The organism is Bradyrhizobium genomosp. III (genome assembly GCF_000261705.1).
Taxonomy (GTDB): domain Bacteria; phylum Pseudomonadota; class Alphaproteobacteria; order Rhizobiales; family Xanthobacteraceae; genus Bradyrhizobium; species Bradyrhizobium ottawaense.
Genome location: NZ_AJQF01000159.1, coordinates 1 through 21394, shown reverse-complemented (window position 1 = coordinate 21394; position 21394 = coordinate 1). Strand labels below are relative to the sequence as shown.

The window sequence follows — 21394 nt, the reverse complement described above, 5'->3', positions numbered from 1 at the left end:
TCTGCGCGCGGGGATTGACAGAGGGCGACACAGGCACGGTTCGGTCGGATCGGCTCATCCACGTCTCCCAGTCGACCTCGCTTCAACCGCTTATCGACGAAGCGCAAGAGCCTCGTTTGCGCCCTCAGTCGTGAGCGCCCGACATTTCGTCGTGCTTCAAGTGCCGCCTGCGGATATTGCGGGTGACGATCCAGACCACGGCCACGGCAACCGGCACGAAGATCGCGGTTGCCAGCGAAGGCTCGACATGCAGGCCACCGTCGTGGGCCCCCTTGGCGAGGTAGCCGAACAGGCTGACGACGTAATAGCCAATGGCCGCCACCGACAAGCCTTCGACCGTGCTCTGCAGCCTCAATTGCAACCGGGTGCGCTCATCCATCGAGCGCAGCAGATCGCGATTCTGCTCCTCGAGCTCGACATCGACGCGTGTGCGCAACAGATCAGCCGCGCGCGCGAGCTTGATCGACAGATCCGCCTGCCGGTCCTCCATCGTCGCGCAGGTGCGCATCGCAGGTGCCATGCGGCGGGCGAGGAAGGAGGACCAGGTCGGATAGCCCGCGATCTCGCCGCCTTCGATCACGGCGAGGCGGGCCTGCACGATGTCGTTGTAGGCGCGGCTGGCGCCGAACCGGAACGAGCTGCCGGCAGCTCCCCTTTCGAGCGAAGCCGCCAATGCCGTCAGTTCCGTCAGGAGATGATTGTTGAGCTTGAGATCCTCGGCACCCTGCATCTCCTCGAGCACTTCGACGAGCCGTCGGCCGATATGGTCGACAGAGGGCGCAAGCTCGAGCGCGGCGGGCAGACCGAGCAGCGCCAGCGTGCGATAGGTCTCGATCTCCAGCACACGCTGCACGAGGGCGCCGAGCCGGCCGGGCGAGAGGCCGTCGTTGCAAACGAGGATGCGGACGAAGCCTTGATCATCGGTGCGAAAGTCGGATGCAACGACGGCGGGACCGCTGCGGACCGCGGCGATGGCGAGACTACCTCTCTCGAACAGCTGCTGCGCACGCTCCAGCGCCGCCGAAATCTGCTCGACCTCGAGCTTGACGGCGACCAGCAATTGGCCCGATTGCCGCAGAGACCGGATCAACGCGGCCGGCTCTTCACCGATCTCGCCGAACCGGCGCGCGGGCGTCTGCGGGCTGCTCAGGATCCAGGTGAAGGTGCTGAACTCCGAGTGTTGCTCCCAGCGCAGCTGGGTGTCACCGATCGTCACCTGGTGATGCTTTGTTCCGGCGTCCGGCGGCGCCTGCCCGTGCGACATACAAAATGCCACGAAGCTCTGCCGGTCCGCTGCAGCGACCTCGCCCTGGCCGAGAAAGGCAAAGCGCAGCACCGTGACCGGCGCCGTCAACCGGGTGAATGGGCGTGCATGCACCTCGGCCAGCACCGCACCGCGCTGCGGATGCAGTTCGAAGTCGGCGAGATCGAGGTCACGGTTCATCGACGGTCCCCTGGTGCGCTGTCAGGCCGCGATGTGCCGCCAACCTGGCCGTTCACTACCACAACACACCTCGCCTGCAACGCATCGCGCGTTGCGAGGCCATTTTTTCGTCGCGGAGACTTTCGCCGCCCACGACCTGACCAGACCTAGAACGTCCCGGCGATGGTAAGACGGAACGTCAACGGCTCCACGGGGTGCAGCACGTAGTCCATCACGCCGTTCTGACAGACTGAAGTTGGCGCAGTACCCGATGCGCAGAGGTTGTAGAGCGTATCGGTCTTGAGCAGCGAGCCATAGGCATAACTGATCTGGTTCGCCCTCGTGTTGAGGAGGTTCAACACGTCGAGCTGAAGGCGCCAGCCATTGTCGATACGATAGCCGAGGCGGCCGTTGAAAATGCTGGTCGCAGAGGAACGGAACGCGTTGTCCTCCGTCAGTGGGCTCGACGCCAGATACCGCCAGCGCAAGGTCCCGAACCAGCCGGTCCTCTCGCCCAGCGTGACGCCGACTGAAGCCACCATCGCGGGCGAGTTCGGAATGTAGTTGCCGGGCGCATTGCCGATCTGCGCCTCGGGATAGCCGGCGAGCGAAGCATAGACGTCCGCCTGCTCGCTGTCATGACCGCAGAAGCGTGCATGGGTCATTGCGAGATCGGCGTCGATGTCGATCCAGGATCTGGGCCGGTAGTGGTTGGTCCATTCAAAGCCGTAGCGGCGGCTGGCGCGGGTCGCCGACGTATCCCCGGCATCGCCGGAGAACAGGATCTCGGAATCCTGATCCAGGATGAAGAGGCTGAGCGAGGTGTCGAGGCCGGGAACGATCCTGCTGCGCACGCCGACCTCTGCACCCCTGGTGCGCACCAGGAGCGGCGATGGCGTCAGCCTCGTCGCGGGGTCGCTAGGATCCTCCGTCGTGGTCGCGCCGCGGGCGTCGTTGGAGTGCATGCCGTAGCCGGCGCCGAAGAAGAATTCGGTCTGGTTGAACGGACCGAGCACCATCCTGAATTTCGGGCTGCCGAGCGCGGCGTCGGTACGGCCGGAATTGTTGGGATTGAACCGCGACGTGACGTCGGCGGCATAATAGTCGCCGCGCCAGCCCACCGTCGTCCTGAGCCAGTCAGTCCAGCGCACCGTGTTTTCGGCATAGACGCCGACGCTGCCCTCGCCGACCTTGTCGCTGCGAACGCTGGCAAGGAAGCCTCGCTGGAAGGTGTTGGTGAGCGCGAGATCAATCGCATCATAGCGCGACTGCAGGCCAAAGGTGGTCTGCATCGGCAAGCCTGCCAACGCGCCGTTCAGCGTGCGCGAGATGTTGGCGCCCGCCATCAGGCGATCGTCGTGCTGGTGGAACTGGTCGCCGAGCACGGGATCGCTGAGGTAGTAGGTGAAATTGTTGAAGAGGTCGAGCTGGCTCTTCACGACATAAGCGTTGGCTTTCCAGGAGCCGAGATCGTCGCTCTGCGCGATGCGGCCCGAGAGCGCGAAGCGGTTGGTGTTGCCGCCGTCGCTTGGATCTTCCGCGCCGAAGCGATCGAGAAAGCCGGATGCGATCGCGCGCTGCGGGACCTGGTCCGTCGAATTCCATTTGTTGGCGTAAGCCATGCCGGTGACGGAGACGCCGTCGGTCGCGGTGCCCTGGCTGTAGCGCACGAGGCCGTTGAGCTTTCGCACATTGTCCGGATTGGCCCATGGGCCGTTGTAGGTCCCGATCTCCCCGGCCACGAGCAAGGAGCCGTCACCGACCTTCGCGGAGTCCATGCCGAGCAGACGGCGATAGCCGAAGCTGCCGGCGGTCACCTGCGCTATCCCCCTGGTGCGGTCGATCAGATCGATATGGACGCTGCCGACTGATGCGAAATCGCCTTCGTCGGCGAAGTACGGACCCTTGCGCACGTCCACTGCTGCGATAGCCTCCGGAATCAGCCAGTTGAGATCGGCATAGCCCTGGCCGTGCGCGTGGGTGCGCATGTTCACGGGGACGCCGTCAACGGTGATGGCAAGGTCGGTACCGTGGTCGAGATTATAGCCGCGCAGGAAATACTGGTTGGCTTTGCCCTCGCCGGAATGCTGCGTCACGATGAGACCCGGCACGGCTTCGAGCGCTTCGCCCGGCCGCGCGAAAGGACGTGCATTGATCTCCTCGCCCGAGACGGAGATCTCGCTGGCCATGCCAAGCTGCCCCTTTGCACCCGAGGCGACGCTGCGCATATCCGACGCTTGCGCCGCTGCCGGATACACGGGGATGCGGTGATCCGCCGGGGACGGCTTGCCGGCCCGGCGCGATGCGACCGGCTTCTTGCGCCCCGGCGCCTCGCCGCCGCCGATCTGGATTGGCGGCAGCTCGCGTGAGGTGCTCTCGCTCTGCGCGAAAGCGCGGCCGTCATCCGCGAGCAGAACCAGGGCCGAGAGTGCCGTCAGCGCGCCGCCGCCACGACAGGCCTCACGCCACTTCGGTCGCATCGGCGCATGCCAGAGCTTTCGTCGCGGCCCGGTTCCGGCCGTCCGCAAAGACGCGGCGATAGAGCACGACCGAGACGAGCCAGGCGACCGCGAACAGCGCGATCACGGCAAAGCCGACATTGGCGAGCGACTCGTTGAGGCCGTCGACCAGCGTCCACATCCCTCCGGACAGATCGAGCCGGTCGGCGATCAGCCCGAGCGCCTCGATACCGCCGATGAACAGCGCGACCGCCACCGAGGCACCGGTGATCGTGAGGTTATACCAGAGCTTTCGCAAAGGATCGACGAAGGCCCATCGATAGGCGCTCACCATCAGCGCGGAATCGGCGGTGTCGACCAGCGCCATGCCCGACGCGAACAGTGCAGGGAAGACCAGCACGTCCGCAACCGACGCGCCGCGCGCGGCTTCGGTTGCGGAGATGCTGAGCAGGCCGATCTCGGTCGCCGTGTCGAAGCCGAGCCCGAACAGGAAGCCGAGTGGGTACATGTGCCAGGGTTTTGTGACCAGGCGGAACAGCGGTTCGAGCAGTCGCGCGAGGAAGCCGCGATTGGCGAGCAGCCTCTCGAGCCCTTCGGCGTCGTGGACGCCCTGCTCCCGGGCAGCGCGAAACGTCCGCCACAGGCCGACGAAGATGACGAGATTGATGGCCGCGATCACCAGCAGGAACAGGGCCGACACCGACGTGCCGATGAGGCCGCCGATCTCCTTGAGCAGGCTGTCGCCGCCCAGGCTCACCACGCCGAGCGCAAGCAATATGGTAGCCACCACGACGACGGTGGAATGGCCGAGCGCAAAATAGAGGCCGACGCTGCGTGGCGCACCACCCGTCTGCATCAGCTTGCGCACGACGTTGTCGATGGCGGCGATGTGGTCGGCATCGACAGCGTGGCGCAGGCCGAACACCCAGGCCAGCAGCGCGGTCGCCAGCACCGTCGGCCGGTCGCCGAACAGCGCGAAGGCCCAGGCCCATGCGGCGATGTTGGCGGCGATCAGCCCTCCGAACAGCACCACCGTTCCGGGCTCGACCGCCCGCAAAGTCCGCCTCACCGCTCGCTCCATCCACCTGATCCCGCAGTATGACGTTTATCAAGAACCCTCATACTGGCAAGAGCAAGAGCCGCGCCACTTTTCGGCCCGGCGGCCGAAAGGGCCCTCGAGATGGAAGTCACCTCGTTGATTCCATGGAGACTTTTTTAGTCCGGCGCATCACAGCGCCGGAGCGGAATGCTGGGCTGCGTTTCACGCAAGCGCGTGCGCGGTCACATATCCACGGTCATCGACAGGAGATATGTGCGTGGTGCTCCCAGGAAGAATGTTCCGAACGAAGCCACGCTGGACCAGTAACTCTCACCGGTCACGTTCTGGATGTTTGCGCGGAAAACCGTCTTCTTGCCGTTGATCGCGGTGGTGTAGCGAGCGCCGAGGTCGAGCCGCGTCCACTCGGGAATCGGCTGCTTGTTCGCGGAGTCGACGAACTGCCTGCCCGTGTAGATCACTGCTCCATTCACGGTAAGCCCCCTCATCCACGGGAGGTCCCACTCCGCGCCGATATTGGCCTGTATGTTCGGAACGCCGATCGGCGCGTTGCCCACATTGGCCGCGACGGCGGTCTTCGTCAGGGTGCCGTCCAGCAGCGAGACACCTCCGAGGACACGAACATCCGGCAAGAGTTCGCCGTAGACGTTGAATTCGAGCCCGCGGACACGTTGCTCGCCTGTCGCCGCGAAGCGCCCAGCAGACGACTCGCCGCTCGCCTTCGATATCTCGAACGCGCTGAAGGTGGTCGCGATCCGGCCGAACTCCACCTTGATACCGGCCTCGTACTGCTTGGCGATGTAGGGCTGCAGCACTTCACCGAAATTGGACGTCGTACCCTGAGGGGCAATGTCGCCCCGCGCGAGACCTTCGACATAGTTCGCGTAGAGGGAGACGTTGTCCTGGGGACGGACGACCAGGCCGACCACGGGGGTGACCGCGCTCTTGTCATAGGACGACGTCGGTGTCCCGACATTGGAGGAATAGTTGTTCGCCTCAATGCCCTGGCGGCGGACGCCCAAAGTCAACAGGACGCGCTCATCGAGCACGGACAAGGTGTCGGCAATCGAAAGCCCGGTAAGCTCGCTGTCCGAGAGCCGAGGGCGGTCGCTGATCTCGTTCGCGAACTGCGTCGGCGCGACGGTCGGACTGTAGATGTTCGAGGTGACCAGACTGCCATTGGTGAGCCGCCGGTGCAGCGCGTCGTGATAGACCGAGGCCTGGAAGGCGACGGCATGGTGGACGAAGCCGGTATCGAAGCGGGCGCGAACACCGCCATCATATGTAGTTCGATCGATGCTGAGGCCGAAGTACTGGGGCGTCGAGGTCGTATTGCCGTTCGTGTTGACGATGGTCGGGAGACCGAAGAACCGCTCGACATTGGTCTTGGAGCCGCCGACATCCGCGAACAGCGTGACCTGCTCGGTGAGATCGTACTCCGTCCGCAGCAAGGCAGACTGGTCGTTGATGCGCGACCATTCCCAGGGCTGGGTCACGTTCAGCTTGCCGTCCGGCGCCTTCGGCACCTGCAGGCCGGGAGCCATCAGAAAGGGACGTGACGGCGCGTCGAACCGATCGGTCTGGGCGATGAGATAGAGCCAGGACCTGAACCGTTCGCCTTGATAGTCGAGCGCCAGCGATCCGACACCTGTCGTCTCGGACTGGCGGTCGATGGGCGTGTCGCCGCCGCGGACGCTTCCGCTGGCGCGTACGCCCCATTCCTTGCCATCGCCGTAGCGCCTCGCAACATCCCAGTGACCGCCGAAACGTGCGGTCGAGCCGTAGCTCGCGGTCAAGCGGGTCAAATCCTCTTCCGCGCGCTTGGGCACGACATTGATGACGCCGCCAACACCGCCATTGGGCGCCATGCCCGAGAGCGCGGCCGAGGGACCCTTGAGCACTTCGATGCGCTCGACGTAGTCCGTGAAGATCCGATATGTCGGCGCGATTCCGTAAAGGCCCTCGAAGGCGAACTCACCGTTATTGCCTTCGTTGATCGGGAAGCCGCGTATGTTGAAGGAGTCGACGATACCACCCGTCGGGTGGGAACTTCGCACGGAGGGATCGAGGATCAGGGCATCCGCACCCGTTGCCGCCTGTTGATCCCGAATGAACTTGTCCGTGTAACTCGTCACGCTGAAGGGTGACTTCATGGTGTTGGTATTTCCGAGCATCCCAAGTCGCGCGCCTTGAGCGACCTGCCCGCCGGCAAATGGCGGGACGACAGCCGGTTGCGATTGCACTGCGACCGTCGGGGCTTGCGGGGCGCGCCGTGAGGTCGATCGGACCCGCGCGTCGTTTCGCCTGGTTGGCGCACGGCGAACCGACTGTTGCGTCGGAGCTTCGACGGTCACGGGCGGAAGGGAGCTGCCGCCCTGAGGCGTTTGGGATTGAGCAGGCGATTCGAACCACGTCAGCCACGCCACACCACCCAGCAGCGCCGCACCAAAGCGAGCTACCGTCTTATCCCCACCCGCACGTCGCATTCCAGAAAGTCCTTCATCAATAGCGCGCAGCGCGCCGTGAAGCGGCGTCCGCGTTTGGCCAGCAACGACCATGGATCGAAGAGCAGCTCTTCGTATCCGAGCTCGGCCGGCAAGCATGGCCCGTCAATCAGTTGCTCTGCAGACGCGCACGCGCGTTTGCTGCCTTCGTCTTGGCGGCAACATCCGAATGTCAGCGATCTGCATCGCTTCTTTAAGAAGACGCCATCGTGACGGCAACGCAAATGCGTGCGCTGCGGCTTAGAATGCCTCGATCATCGCCAACTGGGAGGAGAATGTCTGGAACGATTCAAATACGCTTTGGATGATTCCAGATCGGTGCGGTCAAGATGCCGCGGGAAGGCTTGCTCGGAGTGCGCTCGTCAGGAACGCCTCGGCATCATCACTTCGTTGCCGTGGCCTTTATCGCGACGACATCTGCCGCTGACACGCTCTATCTCAGCGAAATCATGATCTGGCTGATGTTGGCCGCAAGCTCCAGGCCCGCTTTCGGCCCCTGCATCACGATCGTCACCCCCTTCTCGTTGCGCAGGTGGACGCCGCTGACGCCCCCGACCAAAGCGAAGCCGCCGCCGACGGAGCTGTAGGTGCCGGCGAAGTCGCCGACCTCGCGGATACCCGAGGCCCAGCCGTCGAGCCGGCCGATCGTCGCGCCGGCGGTGATGCCGAAGCTCATGCCCGTAATTTTGAAGGGATACTTATTGCCCCGATAGGTCAGCACACCGCTTCCAGCGCCACCGCCGACAAGGAGACCCGCCTTGACGATCTTGGCACGCACGTGTCCGGCGGCTTGCGCGAATGACGGCGTAGCCGGCACTGCGAAGCCCATCACCAGCACCAGCACCATCATCGCAATCAGGCGACATAGGCGCAGCGGCGATGCCATGATCCGTTCAAGGCTTTGCGGCATCGACTTTCTTCCAAGTCTGGTCGGGATCGAACAAGGTCGTGCGCGGCGCGATGAATTCGGTTCTCGCCCCCAAATCCTTCTCGTAAACGGTGCCGGCATGGTTCACCACGAACGTCATCACACCGGAATTGCCGTACTCGGCGGGCCAGGCGATCAGCCCGAAGCCGCCGATCATCTTGCCCTTGACGACATAATTGAGCGCGCCGCCAGGCGCGTCAGAACCCTGCCCCTTCAGGATGCGGAAGTAATAGCCGTGATACGGCGCGAGCCTTTCGCCCGGCTTGTAGCCCTCGGCTGAAGCCTCCGCGACGAGGGGACCGAGCGGACTCGGGTCCCTGTCGTCGCGCCAGAACAGACCGTCCTTCTTGCCCGACGTCGAGAGGAAGCGCTGTGCGTAGATGCCGGCGCCCTCGCCGCGATCCTTGTCGGCATATTCATTCTGCGCGTCGACATAGGCGAGCGCGGTCTGGATCGCGTCGAGCTCGTTACGGCCGATGCGGCGGCGCAGCACTTCGATCCGTCCCTCGTCAGTGTCGAACTCCCAGCCTGCCTTGGTGTTGACGAGGGGAATCGGGAACGGGAAATCGTCAGGCCCGAGCACCAGCGTCGCCCTCTTGTTGCCCTCCGCCCTGACCGAGTGCTTGGCGTCGTACATCGAAACAAAGCGGGCGCGGATATCGGCGTCGGCGACGTCGTCGCCCGACGAGACGATGTCATCACCCGCCCTTCCGAGCACTTTCAGAACGTCACGTGGACCGCTCTTGGCCGCCGCCGCAAGTGCCGAGGCGGCATCCTCCGGCGTCGGATAAGATTGCTGGGCTCGGGCCGTGGTGACGAGAGCCAGCGCCACGATGCCCGGCAGAGCGGCGCGACGAAGCAACTTCAAGCCGGTCATGGCAATTCCTCCGCAGGGATCTTTGCGCCATTGGCGAGCCAGTCACCGTAGGATCGGAATCTCAATCCGAGCTTGTCGTAGTAGACCCGCAGATAGCCATCGCTGCCGCGCGTGACAGCATCGGGCGCCACCCGCTCGACCTCCTGTGCCATCACGCCGACATAGCTCTTGTCGCTGCCGATATAGCTGAAGCGGTAGTAGCCGAGGCCGCTTGCGAGATAGCCGAGCAGGACGACATCGTGCTTCAGTGCGATGTCGGAACGCCGGCCACCGCCGCCACCTCCGCGGCCGCCACCACCAAAGCCACCTCCGCCGCCGCGCATCGCCATTCCGCCACCTCCGCCGCGGCCAGCCATGCTTGGTCCGCCACCACCGCGCGGCATGCTCGCCATGCTGGATCGTCCGCGCGCAGATGCTGCGGCTGCCGACCGGCCGGAGGAGACGTTCATCGCGCCGCCGCGATTGCCGCCACCGCCGCGGTTGGCCGCACCGCCGCTGGGGCGGCTGGCGGCCTTCGCACGATCGCCGCCACCCTTGGCCCGGTCGCCTCCGCCCTTGGCACGATCCCCGGCACCAGCGCGATCACCACCGCCCGGCCGATCGCCGCGATTGCCGGCACGGTCACCCGCACGATCGCCGGCCCGATCACCAGCACGATCGCCCGCGCGATCACCTGCACGATCGCCTGCTCGATCGCCCGTACGGTCTCCTGCGCCCTGATTGGGACGCAGCACCTGGTTGCCGTCACGACCTCGGAAATCCATCCGGTCCGACACGCCCGCCTTCAGGTTGTTGTTGCCAAAGCGCTGCTGAACATTGCTGTTGTTGTAGCGCACGCCCTGGCGATGCGCCGGATTGTGCTGCCAGCCGTTACCGATGTTGGTGGTGCGATGATTGACGTAGACGTTGCGGTTGCCCCAATTGCAGCCGCCGCCCCAGTAATTGCCCCAGCGCCCGATCGCCCAGGCGGTGCCGAAGGCGAGGCCGGCCGCGACCACGCCGGCACCGATATAGGACGGGTAGCCCCAATAATACGGCGGATACTCCGCATAGGGCCAGCTGCCATAGACCGTCGCCGGATCGTAATATGGCACGTACATCGCCGAGGGGTCGGCCTGCTGGATCACGACGACCTGCTTGCCTTCCTGCGACTGGACACTGACCTTCTGCTGCTTGGTCGTGACCAGCTTCCTGTTGTCATAGGCCTTGTTGCGCAGGCGCTGGATCGCATCCATCACGTCGGGCTGCTGGGCGAGAAAGGCATCGCCGAGCTTCTTGGTCCATTCGAGCTGGTCGCTCATCATGGTCAACACATCGGCGGTGCTGGCCAGCGCCTTGACGCTGTCGTCCCAGGCCTGCTTCTCGACCTCCGTCTTCAGCGCATCGCCCTTCAGGGTCTTGCGCTCCTTCAGCAAGCGGTCGGCCTGCACCACCTCCAACGGATAGGTCGAGGCGGCGAGCACATTGGCAAGGAGCTCGTCCGGATAGAGCGCGATCGGCGCTACCAGGGCCTCGAGCTGCTCCGGCTTCAGAAGCTCGGCCGTCGGCGCAGGCGGAGGAGCCGGCTGCGCTTGCGAAGACGGGGCCGCAGGCGTCGTGTTGGTTTGCGCCGTTGCGGCGAACGATGTCGCCATGACGAGCGCAAGCGCCATCAGGGTCTTGCCGCAGCGAAACATTGCACCCTCCCTTGCACTTCCAGGGTGGGACGATCGGGCCGGGGCGCAGACGTTTGTTGATCGAGATCAACGAAACGAGGCCCTCGTGGCTGCTGCAGCGCGAGAGCAAACTGTCATTCAACCAGCCCGGCATCCATCCGGAGCCGGCGCGGCGCCCTCAGTCCAGGGGCATTGGCGGCTCGCTACATCGTCTGTCAGCGGATGATCGGAAGCTGGATCGTGAACAGCGCCCCGCCCGCAGGCTGGTTCGCCGCGGCGATCGTGCCGTGATGGGCCTCGATGATGGTTTTGGCGATCGCGAGCCCCATGCCCATGCCCTGAGGCTTGGTCGTGAAGAACGGATCGAACACGTCGGCGAGGTCGGAGGCGGCAATCCCGGGACCAGTATCGGAGACCCGGATCTCCGCTGCATTGCCGACGCGCTGGGTCGAGACGTTGACCTGGCGCTTTCCGGGATCGGCGTCGAAGATCGCATCCATCGCGTTGATGACGAGGTTGAGAACGACCTGCTGAAGCTGGATCGGATCACCTCTGACATGCAGGTCAGCCAAAGCGGGCGTGTAGATCAATGTGATCCGGCGTCCGCCGGCGACAGCCCGCACAAGGCCGATCGCTTCGCGGACCATATCGTTGAGCTCGATGTCCTTGACCTCGAACGGTGTCTTTTTCAGAATACTGCGTAGCCTGCGGATGACTTCGCTCGCCCGCTGATCATCACGCCTGATGTCCGCGAGGATCTGCCGGATCTCGTCGATGTCGGGCGAAGCGGCCTTGAGCATGAGCTCCGCGGTCTCGGCGTTGGTCAGGATGGAGCCGAGCGGCTGGTTCAGCTCATGGGCGATCGACGTGGTCAACTCGCCAACGGCCGAATAGCGGTTGGCGTGAGCGAGCTCGGCCAGACGCTGGCGTGACTCGACTTCGGCGACCTGGCGCCGACGCCGCTCATGCAGCATCCCGCTGATCAGGCCGGCCTGCACCAGAATCACGGACGCGATCAGCAGCATCTGCCAGCGATAGCGCTCCCAGATGCTCTGTTCGCGAAACACGATTTCGCTGCCGGGAGGCAAACGGCTCTCGCTGATGCCCCAGTGCTGCAATTGGCGCCAATCATATCTCGGCGCGGCGAATCCGATCGGATCGTAACTGATGCTCGCTGGTTTCGCGCCGCCGAGAATGCCAATCGCGGCACTGACGGTCCGGGAGCTCGTTTCCGCGATCATATGCATCGGTCCCCCGACGGTGCCGTCACCGAAGAACGGCTCCTGGTAGGAGAAGATCGGGGCATTCGCGGCCGCGTACAGGCTGCGCAAGGCGATGTCGCTCTCGTGGACGACCCCGGCCGCATCGACCGACATCAGTCCCCAGAACAGCGCGGTGTGCGGCGGCAGCCTTGATGCGCGTTTCAGGATTTCCTCGAATGACAGGTCCGAGTACCAGACCAGCTCAATCCCTTCTCCCAAAGGTTGCAGTTCCCGCTTCACCTCCTCTACCCAGAACTTCTCGAGCGGCGATGCGCCGATCACGACCGCAATCGACTTGGTGTCCGGCAGAACCTGAAGGATGTTGCCGAACGCGGCCATGAAATCGTTGCGGATCGCCACGACGACGTCGTTGTCGCTGAGATCGACGCGATTGATCAGCCGATGCTCGACCGCGGAGAAAATCAATGGCACATCAGGGAACAGTCTTCCGCGGTATTTCTGCGCAAACCGGGCCGCCGGCGCGCCGATGCTCAATACGATGTCGGGCATCGCTCCGTGGTACAGCGACTGCAGATAGTCGACGAAAGGCGCCTCGGGACCAGGATTATTGAAGCGCGCGGTGAGCAGCGCGTGCTCCTGGATGTCGAGCGGCCAGGGCGATTGCCGTTCGAGCTTGGCCTTGATATCGCGCGCATACTCGCTCCACGGCCGAAAATCACGGCCGAAAGAATGCAATATCAGGACGCGCTTCAGCTCGCCGCGGAGGCTCCGCTCGACTGCACCAACTCGCCCGGCTGACAGGCACACGGTGAAAAGCAGCGCGAGACAGAGTAGCGCCGCCACGGCCCTCGGCCTGACCTTGGAGATGGACGTGGGCCCGCTCATGCTCCATCCTTGCAGCTCCAGCAACTGCTGTCGCGGCAATTCTAGCGGGAATTGTACCGCTGCGACAGGCCCGGGGCGGCTTCACAGCTCAATGCCCGCTCAGCACCAGCGTCTGGATCGGCAGCAGGAGCGCCTGGATGCGCAGCAGCAGGGCATGCACCAGGCCGACGCCGTCGACGACATGCAGCGCGATCTTCCGGCTGGTCGAAGTCCCCTTGGCCGAGATTTCCTCGTGGTTGCTGGTGTAGGCATTGACGACGCAGCTACTGCCCGGCGTCACGCCATCGATGCCACCCTTGTAAAGCGGCTCCAGGAACACCAGGATGGTGCCGGGGCGGACTGCGTTCTGCGGATCGACCAATTGCTCCCCGGATCGGAATTGTCCGGCAGCGATGTAGTCCTGGACTGACGTGATCACCATGGGGATGATCACCCATGGCCTGGAGATGCAGGTCGCTTCCGCCACCATGCCCTCTTTCATCACCTGTGCCTCGATCTGGCCGAACCCGGCCTGGAGCACCTTGCGGCCGGCCCCCTCCGGGATGAGAACGCCTGCGGGCCGCATGAGTTGATTGACGACGTCGCCGGGACGGATCAGGAATTGCTCGACCCGCCCATCGACACCGGCGCGGACGAAGGTCTTGTCGATATCGACCTGGGCCTGGTCGAGCGCGGCCTCCGCGCTGGCCTTCTGCGCCGGCAGCAGGATGGAGATCTGCATCGATACGGATTGCTTCGCGGCAGTCGCGGCATCGATCCCGGACTGACGTTGATCGACCAAAACCTGGAGCTTGTCGATATCACGCTGCGGAACGATGCCCGGATTGCGGCGCTGCAGCTCGGTCTTGACCTCGAGCTCGTCCTTGGCCTGCTGGTAGTTCGCCTTCGCTTCCCCGATCTGTGCCTCGGCCTTGACCACGTCGGCCTGCGCCGTCTGCATGGCGGCATCGACCTCCGCGACCTTCCGCTTGGCGGTTTCGAACGCGGCCTGCTGTTTCGATGCGTCGAGCGTGAACAGCACGTCGCCCTTCTTCACCGGCGCGCTGAAGCCGACCTTGACCTCGGCAACGCGGCCGGAGCCTTCCGGCAGGATCGGCACGGTGCGGAAATAGAGCGTCGCCGATGACGTCGTCGGATGGAAATAGAAGATCATGGTGATCAGCGACACCGTCAGCATCAGGCAGCCGGTGATGCCCCAGCGCAGCTCGTACCAGATCGAGAAGAAGGTGATCTCCTTGCCGAAACGCTTGCCCTGGGCGTAGCGGCGGTAGAGATAGTCCGGCAGGATCGTCAGCAGCGAGCAGAACATCAGCTCAAACATGGCTGTGCTCCTTCTTTGCGGCTTCCGGCTTCTGTTCGGGAGGCGTCGCGGCCTCTGTCCGAATCTCTTCGCCACCGGCGGCAGGCGCTGCCTCTGCAATCTTCTCGACCGACCCGGCGATGCTGCGCAGCGGCGTGCCGAAATCGGGAAGATCGATCAACGCGAGCAGGAGGCCCGCGATCCAGAAGATGTGCATATGCGTGAACAACGAGATCAGGCCGAGCACCGCGACGAACTCGAACTGCAGTTTTTGCGATTTGTGCGCCATCCGCTCGGGCAGGCTGTGCAGCTTCCAATAGAGCGTACCGACCCAGAGCACGGTGCCGATCAGGAACAGCCCCATCACGACCATCAGCGTATCAGTCCCGCTCCCCGGCGCCAGATAAAACGGCAGATGGTGCGGAGCCATCGGATGAAGCTGGTCGCTCAAGGCGTCTCTCCCGATCAAATGCGCATGTGCGATATTGTGTTCGGGCTGGCCGCGGTTTGCTTGATTTGAATCAAGGGAACATCCTCCGCCGGACCTAGCGTTTCCTGGATGCTGATTGGATAACCACCAGGAGCCGCCAGCCATGCCCGGCCTCGACGATCTCATCCCCAACGCCGCTCAGATTCGGAAGGAAGCCGCTCTCAAGGAGGCCGAGAAGGCCGAGGAGTATGTCCGCCTCGCCGCCGCGGTCGAAGCCGAGAAGCGCGCGCTGATCGAGCGGCTCAGCAAACCCTCCGGCAAGAGCGAGGAGGAGAAGATCAAACTCGCCTCGACCATCATCCAGCGTGCGGTGCGAAACGGCCTGACGGAGGTGCTGGTCTATCGCTTCCCCAACTCGCTTTGCACCGACAAGGGGCGCGCCATCAACCAGATGGAAAAGGGCTGGGAGACCACGCTGACCGGCATCCCCAAGGAGATCTTCCAGCTCTGGACCGATTATCTGAAGCCGCGCGGCTATCGCATCGCCTACCAGATCATCGATTTCCCCGGCGGTGTGCCGGGCGATATCGGCGTGACCATTTCCTGGGACGATTGATCCTCCGGACGACGACGAGCGCAGCAGCGAGAGGACCGGCATGGCCAAGGACGGGACCGCGGAGAAGATGAAGCGGAAGGACTATGAGAAGGAGCTGGGGAAGCTCCAGGTCGAGCTGTGTCACCTCCAGGACTACGTGCGGGAGAATAAGCTCCGGGTCATCGTGCTGTTCGAAGGCCGGGACGCAGCCGGCAAGGGCGGCACGATCAAGGCGATTACCGAGAAGGTCAGCCCGCGCGTGTTTCGTGTGGTCGCCCTGCCCGCGCCGTCAGATCGCGAGAAGACGCAAATGTTCTTCCAGCGCTACATGGAGAAATTTCCGGCCGGCGGCGAGATCGTGATCTTCGACCGGAGCTGGTACAACCGCGCGGGCGTCGAATATGTCATGGGCTTCTGCACTCCCGCCGAGCACGAGCGCTTCCTCTCGCTGTGTCCGCAGATGGAGAAATACGTCATCGACGGCGGCATCATCCTGATCAAGATCTGGCTCGAGGTCGGCATGGACGAGCAGGAGCGCCGCTTCAATGCCCGCATTGACGATCCCGTCCGGCAATGGAAGCTCAGCCCGATGGATCTGGAATCCTATCGGCGGTGGTACGACTATTCGCGGGCGCGCGACCTGATGCTGAAGAAGACGAGCACGAAGGACGCACCTTGGTATATCATCCGCTCCGACGACAAGCGGAAGGCGCGGCTGAACTGCATCGCCCACCTTCTGGGCGGCATCCCCTACAAGCGCATCAAGAAGGACAAGATCAAGCTGCCGAAGCGTTCCGACAATGGACGCTACAATGACCAGACCAGCCTGAAGGGGATGAACTTCGTCGCCGAGCGATATTGAGACGCGAGCGGGCTGCGCTGCCGCAGCCCGCCGTCTCGTCTGGATCACTTGAGGCGGATCGTGACGCCGCCGACCGCCGCCGATACTTCCGCGCCGACCCTCGGACCGCTGAGCTGGAGGATCACGCCGTTGGCGTTCTGCAGCTGAACGGCACCGGCGCCCGCGGCCACGGCTCCGCCCGCTCCGCCCACGGCGTAAGAGCCTTCGATGGATGCTGGTCCCTTCAGATTGAGCGCCCGGCCGACGAACTTGGTCGTCGATGCCCCGACCGTGAGGCCAACGCTCATGCCGGAGACGGTGAAGGGATATTTCTTGCCCCGGAGGAGCAGAACGCCCTCGCCGCCCCCGACGCCGACGATGAAGCCGCCCTTGGTGAAGACGACGGCGACCTCGCCGGTCTCGGCACGCGACGGCGTGCTGAGACCGGTCAGGGCCGCAATCGAGGCAACCAGGGCGACGCCAACGGCAAGTGTCTTCATGACTTTCTTCCCCCTTTTGATCATTGCGCAAGGATCATTGCGAAGTAGCCGAACACGGTGAGCAAGATGCCCGAGACGGCATAGCCGACCGGGAATCCGATCCACGGCACGGAACTCTGGATCTCGACCGCGGCCTCACGGCACGGACCGGAGTGCGACCGCGCGCCGGCAACGCCGCCCATCAGCACGGCCGGGTTGATCTTGAAGACGTGAAAGCCGATGGCCCAGACGATGAACGGCGGGATCGTGCAGGCAATGAAGCCGACGAGGAATATCTTCAAGGCGACTGCACCCGTGAGCTGCGACAGCAGCCCCGCGCCGGCATTGACGCCAACGATGGCGACGAAGACCACGAGGCCGAGATCCTCCAGCACGTTGCGCGCCGCGTTCGGCGTGTTGCCGAAGAAGCGCAGACGCGACACGACCGACGACACGATCACACCCGACAGCAACAGACCGCCCGCGTTGCCGAGGCCGATCTTGGCACCGAACGCCGGGAATTCGATCTTGCCGATCAGGAAGCCGATGATCATCCCGACCGCCAACGTCAGCAGATCGGTCGAGGTGTTGGACCGGGCGATCCGGCCCCACATCTCGCCGAGCTCGTTGACGGCAGACTTCAAGCCGACCACGGAGACGATGTCCATCCGCTCCAGCTTGGTCTTGAGACCGGCCGGAATCTGCACACCGCCGCGCTCGACCTTGGTGACCTGCAGCTGGCCGGCGATCGCGGTGTCACGGAAGGACTCGAAGGTGCGCCCCACCATCTCCTTGTTGGTGATGAGGATGTCCGCCTGGTCCATGGGAATGCCGAGCGTCTTGGCATCCGAGACCTCCGGACCGATCAGGCCCATCTTCTCGGTGAGGTGCTCGGTCGAGCCGCCGAGGGCGACGATGTCGCCCTTCTGCAGCACGAGGTCGGCATCCGCGCCTTGCGGCTCGCCGTTCCGCCCGACATTGACGATCCGGTATTCCGGATTTATCGAGCGGAATTTCGCGATGCTCATACCGACCGTCGCCGGGTTTTCCAGCCGGTAGGCCCGCAAACCGAACTGGCGATAGCCGGTCAGGCCGCCGCCTTCCAGATCCTTGACGCCGAATTCCCGCTCGTACTGCTTCGCGGCGGCCTTGGCATCGACGCCCCACCAGCGCGGCAGGTATTTGCAGATCAGGATGATGCCGACGGTGCCCCAGATGTAGGTGATGCCGTAGGACAGCGCGATCATGCCTGAGGCATCCTCAGGCTTCATTCCCTCGGGCAGCTTAACGACGCCCGACGTGATGGCCTGCTCGGCCGAGCCGATCGCCGCCGACATGGTCTGCGATCCCGCCAACATGCCGCCGGCTGCGCCTGGCGGGAGAGAGAACATCTTGGCGCCGATCACCACTAGCGCGAGCCCGATAACGCTCGATACCACCGCGAGGATGCAGAACTTCAGGCCGTCGCCCTTCAGGCTGTTGATGAAGGACGGCCCGACACGCAACCCGACGCCATACATGAAGAGATAGTAGAACAGACTCTTGGCGAAATTGTTCAGCTCGAGCTTCACGCCGTAGGTCGACGCCCACACCGAGACGCCGGCGCCGACCACGATGGCGCCGGCAACCATGCCGAGGCCATACCCCTTGATGCTGGCCCGACCGATATAGACGGCGAGGCCGACGACAAAGAACAGCAGCAGGTACGGATTCTGCTGCAGGAAGGTGAAAAACGCCTGCATGTTGGTCCCTTCCAAGACTTATGACGCAGCCTTGAGCTTGGGCTGTGCACTGGGCTTTGGACGTCCGATCTTCGCCAGGGCTTCGGACCGCACGAGCTTCAGCCCTTCCTTGGCGTCGTAGCCGTGGATCTCCTTCACATCGAGCTTGCGCATGAAGTCGATGGTCTCCTGCGTGATGACCTGACCGGGCACCATGATCGGGAAGCCCGGCGGATACGGGATCACGAAATTGGCCGAGACGAGCTCTGGTCCCGACTTGAGCCGGCGATCGATCTCGGGATCATTGAGGCGGATGTGCTCGCAACCCGCCACGTCGTAGGCCGCGTAAAAGCCGCTGCGAATGTCGCCTTCATTGGTCTTGCTGCCGGCATCGCCGCGGAAGCTCGGGTGGAAATGCGAGAAGTTGGGCAGATCAGGCACGTCGGTCATCAGGCTCTTGACCCGTGCTTCGAAGGTCTTCCTCGCATTGGCACCGCCCTGCGCCAACCCGCGATCGACCTCGCCCGCGATGTCGGCGAGGACGCGGATGAGATGCGCGACGTCGCTGCGGGTGTTGTTGATGTTGGACTGGACCAGGACCGAGTTGCGCGAGGTCTTGTTGACCTGGATGTTGTACTCATTGGCGAGGATACCCTTGAACTGGGTGCCGTCATAACCGGCCATGCCGCACACCAACGTCATGCGGGTCGGATCGAGGCAGAACTCGTCCTCGTCCAGGCTCTTGAGGGTGTTGACCCAATTCACGCCCGCGGCGAGATAATCGGTAAAGCCGCTCTGGCGATACTGGGCAGGCACCATGGCGTCGGCGCCGAGGATGCGGAAATATTTCGAGATCAGCGGGTTGTTGTTGACCGCCTGGCGAATGGCAAGCGCGATCTCCATCGCATTGGCCACGAGGCCGTAACCTTCCAGTTCCATCTGCCGCCGCGATATATCGAGGCTGGCGATGAGTTGCTGGTTCGGGCTGGTGGAAGCGTGGGTGAACACGGCCTCCTTGAACTGCTGTTCGACCGTGTGGAATTCGACGTCCTTGACCGAGAGCATGGAGCCCTGGCGGATCGCCGACATCGACTTGTGGGTCGAGTTGGTCTGGTAGACCCGCAGCCGGATCTGCCTGGGATCGGGAATCAGCCGGGTCTTGAGCAGCATCTCGTCCGACGGGCTCTTGCCGAGTTCGGCCTGCTGCTTCTCATAGGTCGCGACCGACTTCGGGTCGTGCATCCACGCCTCGATCTCGTTCGCCGCCCCCATGGCGGTGCGGCGGCGCAGGAACGGCGAGAAGCGCGCGAAGCCGAACCAGGCCTCGTCCCAGAGGAAGATCAGGTCCGGCTTGATAGCGAGACATTCCTCCATCACCCGGCGGGTGTTGTAGATGTGGCCGTCGAAGGTGCAGTTGGTGAGGTCGATCATCTTGACGCGGTCGAGCCGGCCGTCGGCCCTGGCGCCGAGCAGCGCCTGCTTGATCGTCTTCAGCGGCACCGCGCCGTACATCGAGTATTCCGTCATCGGGAAGGCTTCGACGTAAAGCGGCTGCGCACCGGCCAGAACCATTCCATAGTGGTGCGACTTGTGGCAGTTGCGATCGACGATCGCGATGTCGCCCGGCGCGAGCAGCGCCTGCACCGCCATCTTGTTCGATGTCGAGGTGCCGTTGGTGACGAAGAAGACGCGGTCAGCGCCGAGCGCCCTCGCCGCTTTCTCCTGCGCCTTCTTGATGTTGCCGGTCGGCTCCAGCATGCTGTCGAGGCCGCCCGTGGTGGCGCTGCTCTCGGCCAGGAACAGGTTCGGCCCGTAGAATTCGCCCATGTCGCGGATCCAGTCGGACTTGAAGATCGACTTTCCGCGGGCGATCGGCAACGCATGGAACGTGCCGATCGGACGCTGCGCATATTTCTTCAGATTGTCGAAGAACGGGGTGTCGTAGCGATCCTGAATGCCTTCGAGGATGGACAGATGCAGCTCGAGGAGCTCCTCGACGGAGTAGAAGATGCGGCGAACGACGTTGGCTTCAGGGTTTCCAGCCAACTCCTCGACGTCGCGGTTCGAGATCATGTAGAGGTCGAGCTCGGGTCGGACGCGCTTGATGATTTGGGCGAGCCGGAGCGCGGAGGCGTCGGACTCGTCGTTGAGGCCGGCCGAAGCCGTGATCGAGCGCAGCACGGGTGCATTGTGGCGCGAGCGCAGCCCGAAGCCTTCGTTGATGATGACGGCCGCGATATTGGGATTGAGCATGGTCGCGCAGAATGCGTCTTCCAGGCTGCCGACGACGACGGGCTCATAGATGAAGCCATCGATTGGACGCCGCAACTTGCGCCATTCGGCGGCGAGCGCCGGCCACTGACTTGACGACACGCCGGTCACGATCAGGGTTTCGAAATAGGGCCGGCGTGCCGTATGCGCACCGAACGTCGGTGGCACCAGCTCGGGCGCGTCGCCATTACCATCATCCTTCGCGCTCCAGTCGCCGGCATGCTGCCGGAAAGACCGCGTCGCAAGTGCCTGGGTAATCCGCGTCGCAAGGGCCAGCGACGTTGCCCCATCGCCTGCTGAGGCCGCTTCCCGCAGTGCCGCCATCAGGTGCAGGCCAGGATAGCCGTAAAACTCCTCCGTCACCGCAAGATCGGCCAGTGCCGTATCGTAGACCGCGCGATTGCCGACCCGAGCCCACGCCTTCGCGGCCTCCACGAGGTCGCGCCAGTCATCCGCCCGCGCGCCGGGCCCGGAGAAGAACTGATCGATGCGCTTTTGCGCCGGCTTGGTGTCCTTGGACATGTGTCTCTCCCGATCCTCGGCGGTGCCTTGATGGTCACTCGATGGTCATTTGATGCCAATTGGGCGAAGATGAGCGTGATCGTGAGTTCGGCGCCGGTGGCTCCATTGATCCAAGTCAACGGTCGGGCGCATTCTGGCGAGACCGTCGGCCGCAGCGGTCATTCGCATTGCAACACGCCCGCTCAGGCCGTCCGCTGCGCCGTCACGGCCTGCTCGTCGCCGAG

The 21394-nt window shown here is 63.9% G+C and carries 15 protein-coding genes; 2 read left to right on the top strand and 13 right to left on the bottom strand.

The window, feature by feature from the left end:
* Positions 1 to 124: 124 nt before the first annotated feature.
* From IC66_RS0113610 to IC66_RS0113565, 10 genes are all read right to left on the bottom strand, one after another.
* Complete coding sequence (locus IC66_RS0113610) at positions 125 to 1444, bottom strand: DUF3422 domain-containing protein (RefSeq protein ID WP_038947999.1); 1320 nt, start codon at positions 1442 to 1444, stop codon at positions 125 to 127.
* A gap of 146 nt (positions 1445 to 1590) precedes the next feature.
* On the bottom strand, positions 1591 to 3903 hold the full coding sequence (locus IC66_RS0113605; RefSeq protein ID WP_038947998.1) for a TonB-dependent receptor: 2313 nt from the start codon (positions 3901 to 3903) through the stop codon (positions 1591 to 1593).
* Positions 3884 to 4963: a HoxN/HupN/NixA family nickel/cobalt transporter gene (locus IC66_RS0113600; RefSeq protein WP_038947997.1), complete on the bottom strand. Its 1080-nt coding sequence runs from the start codon at positions 4961 to 4963 to the stop codon at positions 3884 to 3886. The genes IC66_RS0113605 and IC66_RS0113600 overlap by 20 nt, the downstream gene beginning before the upstream one ends.
* A gap of 200 nt (positions 4964 to 5163) precedes the next feature.
* A complete protein-coding gene (locus tag IC66_RS0113595; protein ID WP_390887033.1) occupies positions 5164 to 7092 on the bottom strand; it encodes a TonB-dependent receptor in 1929 nt (642 codons plus the stop codon).
* Positions 7093 to 7876: 784 nt separating this feature from the next.
* Positions 7877 to 8353 carry a hypothetical protein gene (locus IC66_RS0113590; protein ID WP_038947995.1) on the bottom strand — a complete coding sequence of 159 codons (477 nt, stop codon included), beginning with the start codon at positions 8351 to 8353 and terminating at the stop codon, positions 7877 to 7879.
* A complete protein-coding gene (locus tag IC66_RS0113585; protein ID WP_028142538.1) occupies positions 8337 to 9248 on the bottom strand; it encodes a DUF2950 domain-containing protein in 912 nt (303 codons plus the stop codon). Before IC66_RS0113585 ends, IC66_RS0113590 begins: the two co-directional genes overlap by 17 nt.
* Positions 9245 to 10924, bottom strand: coding sequence for a DUF3300 domain-containing protein (locus IC66_RS0113580; RefSeq protein WP_038947994.1), 1680 nt, complete (start codon positions 10922 to 10924; stop codon positions 9245 to 9247). Before IC66_RS0113580 ends, IC66_RS0113585 begins: the two co-directional genes overlap by 4 nt.
* A 194-nt stretch (positions 10925 to 11118) precedes the next feature.
* A complete protein-coding gene (locus tag IC66_RS0113575) occupies positions 11119 to 13011 on the bottom strand; it encodes a sensor histidine kinase (protein WP_038947993.1) in 1893 nt (630 codons plus the stop codon).
* Positions 13012 to 13099: 88 nt separating this feature from the next.
* The gene (locus IC66_RS0113570; protein ID WP_028142535.1) at positions 13100 to 14332 is read right to left on the bottom strand and encodes an HlyD family secretion protein; all 1233 of its coding nucleotides are present in this window, start codon (positions 14330 to 14332) and stop codon (positions 13100 to 13102) included.
* Positions 14325 to 14741, bottom strand: coding sequence for a hypothetical protein (locus IC66_RS0113565; protein WP_049801703.1), 417 nt, complete (start codon positions 14739 to 14741; stop codon positions 14325 to 14327). The genes IC66_RS0113570 and IC66_RS0113565 overlap by 8 nt, the downstream gene beginning before the upstream one ends.
* A 163-nt stretch (positions 14742 to 14904) precedes the next feature.
* On the opposite strand from IC66_RS0113565, the gene IC66_RS0113560 reads away from it, so the two are divergent.
* Both IC66_RS0113560 and ppk2 read left to right on the top strand, forming a co-directional pair.
* A complete protein-coding gene (locus IC66_RS0113560) occupies positions 14905 to 15357 on the top strand; it encodes a hypothetical protein (protein WP_028142533.1) in 453 nt (150 codons plus the stop codon).
* Between the two features lie 40 nt (positions 15358 to 15397).
* On the top strand, positions 15398 to 16198 hold the full coding sequence (gene ppk2 / locus IC66_RS0113555; protein ID WP_028142532.1) for a polyphosphate kinase 2: 801 nt from the start codon (positions 15398 to 15400) through the stop codon (positions 16196 to 16198).
* Between the two features lie 44 nt (positions 16199 to 16242).
* Here ppk2 and IC66_RS0113550 read toward each other — a convergent pair whose 3' ends face one another.
* From IC66_RS0113550 to IC66_RS0113540, 3 genes are read right to left on the bottom strand one after another with little or no spacing between them, the layout of a single operon-like run.
* Positions 16243 to 16677, bottom strand: a complete 435-nt coding sequence (locus tag IC66_RS0113550) for a hypothetical protein (protein ID WP_028142531.1) — start codon at positions 16675 to 16677, stop codon at positions 16243 to 16245.
* A 20-nt stretch (positions 16678 to 16697) separates the two neighbouring features.
* Positions 16698 to 18398, bottom strand: a complete 1701-nt coding sequence (locus tag IC66_RS0113545; protein ID WP_028142530.1) for an aspartate:alanine exchanger family transporter — start codon at positions 18396 to 18398, stop codon at positions 16698 to 16700.
* An 18-nt stretch (positions 18399 to 18416) separates the two neighbouring features.
* Positions 18417 to 21170 carry a decarboxylase gene (locus tag IC66_RS0113540; RefSeq protein ID WP_038947992.1) on the bottom strand — a complete coding sequence of 918 codons (2754 nt, stop codon included), beginning with the start codon at positions 21168 to 21170 and terminating at the stop codon, positions 18417 to 18419.
* Positions 21171 to 21394 lie beyond the last annotated feature (224 nt).

Excerpts from the sequence above, each read along its gene's own strand:
- IC66_RS0113545 (WP_028142530.1), bottom strand. The coding sequence starts at position 18,398 with ATGCAGGCGTTTTTCACCTTCCTGCAGCAGAATCCGTACCTGCTGCTG.
- IC66_RS0113580 (WP_038947994.1), bottom strand. The coding sequence starts at position 10,924 with ATGTTTCGCTGCGGCAAGACCCTGATGGCGCTTGCGCTCGTCATGGCG.
- IC66_RS0113610 (WP_038947999.1), bottom strand. The coding sequence starts at position 1,444 with ATGAACCGTGACCTCGATCTCGCCGACTTCGAACTGCATCCGCAGCGC.
- IC66_RS0113550 (WP_028142531.1), bottom strand. The coding sequence starts at position 16,677 with ATGAAGACACTTGCCGTTGGCGTCGCCCTGGTTGCCTCGATTGCGGCC.
- IC66_RS0113560 (WP_028142533.1), top strand. The coding sequence starts at position 14,905 with ATGCCCGGCCTCGACGATCTCATCCCCAACGCCGCTCAGATTCGGAAG.
- ppk2 (WP_028142532.1), top strand. The coding sequence starts at position 15,398 with ATGGCCAAGGACGGGACCGCGGAGAAGATGAAGCGGAAGGACTATGAG.
- IC66_RS0113590 (WP_038947995.1), bottom strand. The coding sequence starts at position 8,353 with ATGCCGCAAAGCCTTGAACGGATCATGGCATCGCCGCTGCGCCTATGT.
- IC66_RS0113600 (WP_038947997.1), bottom strand. The coding sequence starts at position 4,963 with ATGGAGCGAGCGGTGAGGCGGACTTTGCGGGCGGTCGAGCCCGGAACG.
- IC66_RS0113575 (WP_038947993.1), bottom strand. The coding sequence starts at position 13,011 with ATGAGCGGGCCCACGTCCATCTCCAAGGTCAGGCCGAGGGCCGTGGCG.
- IC66_RS0113565 (WP_049801703.1), bottom strand. The coding sequence starts at position 14,741 with ATGGCTCCGCACCATCTGCCGTTTTATCTGGCGCCGGGGAGCGGGACT.
- IC66_RS0113585 (WP_028142538.1), bottom strand. The coding sequence starts at position 9,248 with ATGACCGGCTTGAAGTTGCTTCGTCGCGCCGCTCTGCCGGGCATCGTG.
- IC66_RS0113570 (WP_028142535.1), bottom strand. The coding sequence starts at position 14,332 with ATGTTTGAGCTGATGTTCTGCTCGCTGCTGACGATCCTGCCGGACTAT.
- IC66_RS0113540 (WP_038947992.1), bottom strand. The coding sequence starts at position 21,170 with ATGTCCAAGGACACCAAGCCGGCGCAAAAGCGCATCGATCAGTTCTTC.
- IC66_RS0113605 (WP_038947998.1), bottom strand. The coding sequence starts at position 3,903 with ATGCGACCGAAGTGGCGTGAGGCCTGTCGTGGCGGCGGCGCGCTGACG.
- IC66_RS0113595 (WP_390887033.1), bottom strand. The coding sequence starts at position 7,092 with ATGAAGTCACCCTTCAGCGTGACGAGTTACACGGACAAGTTCATTCGG.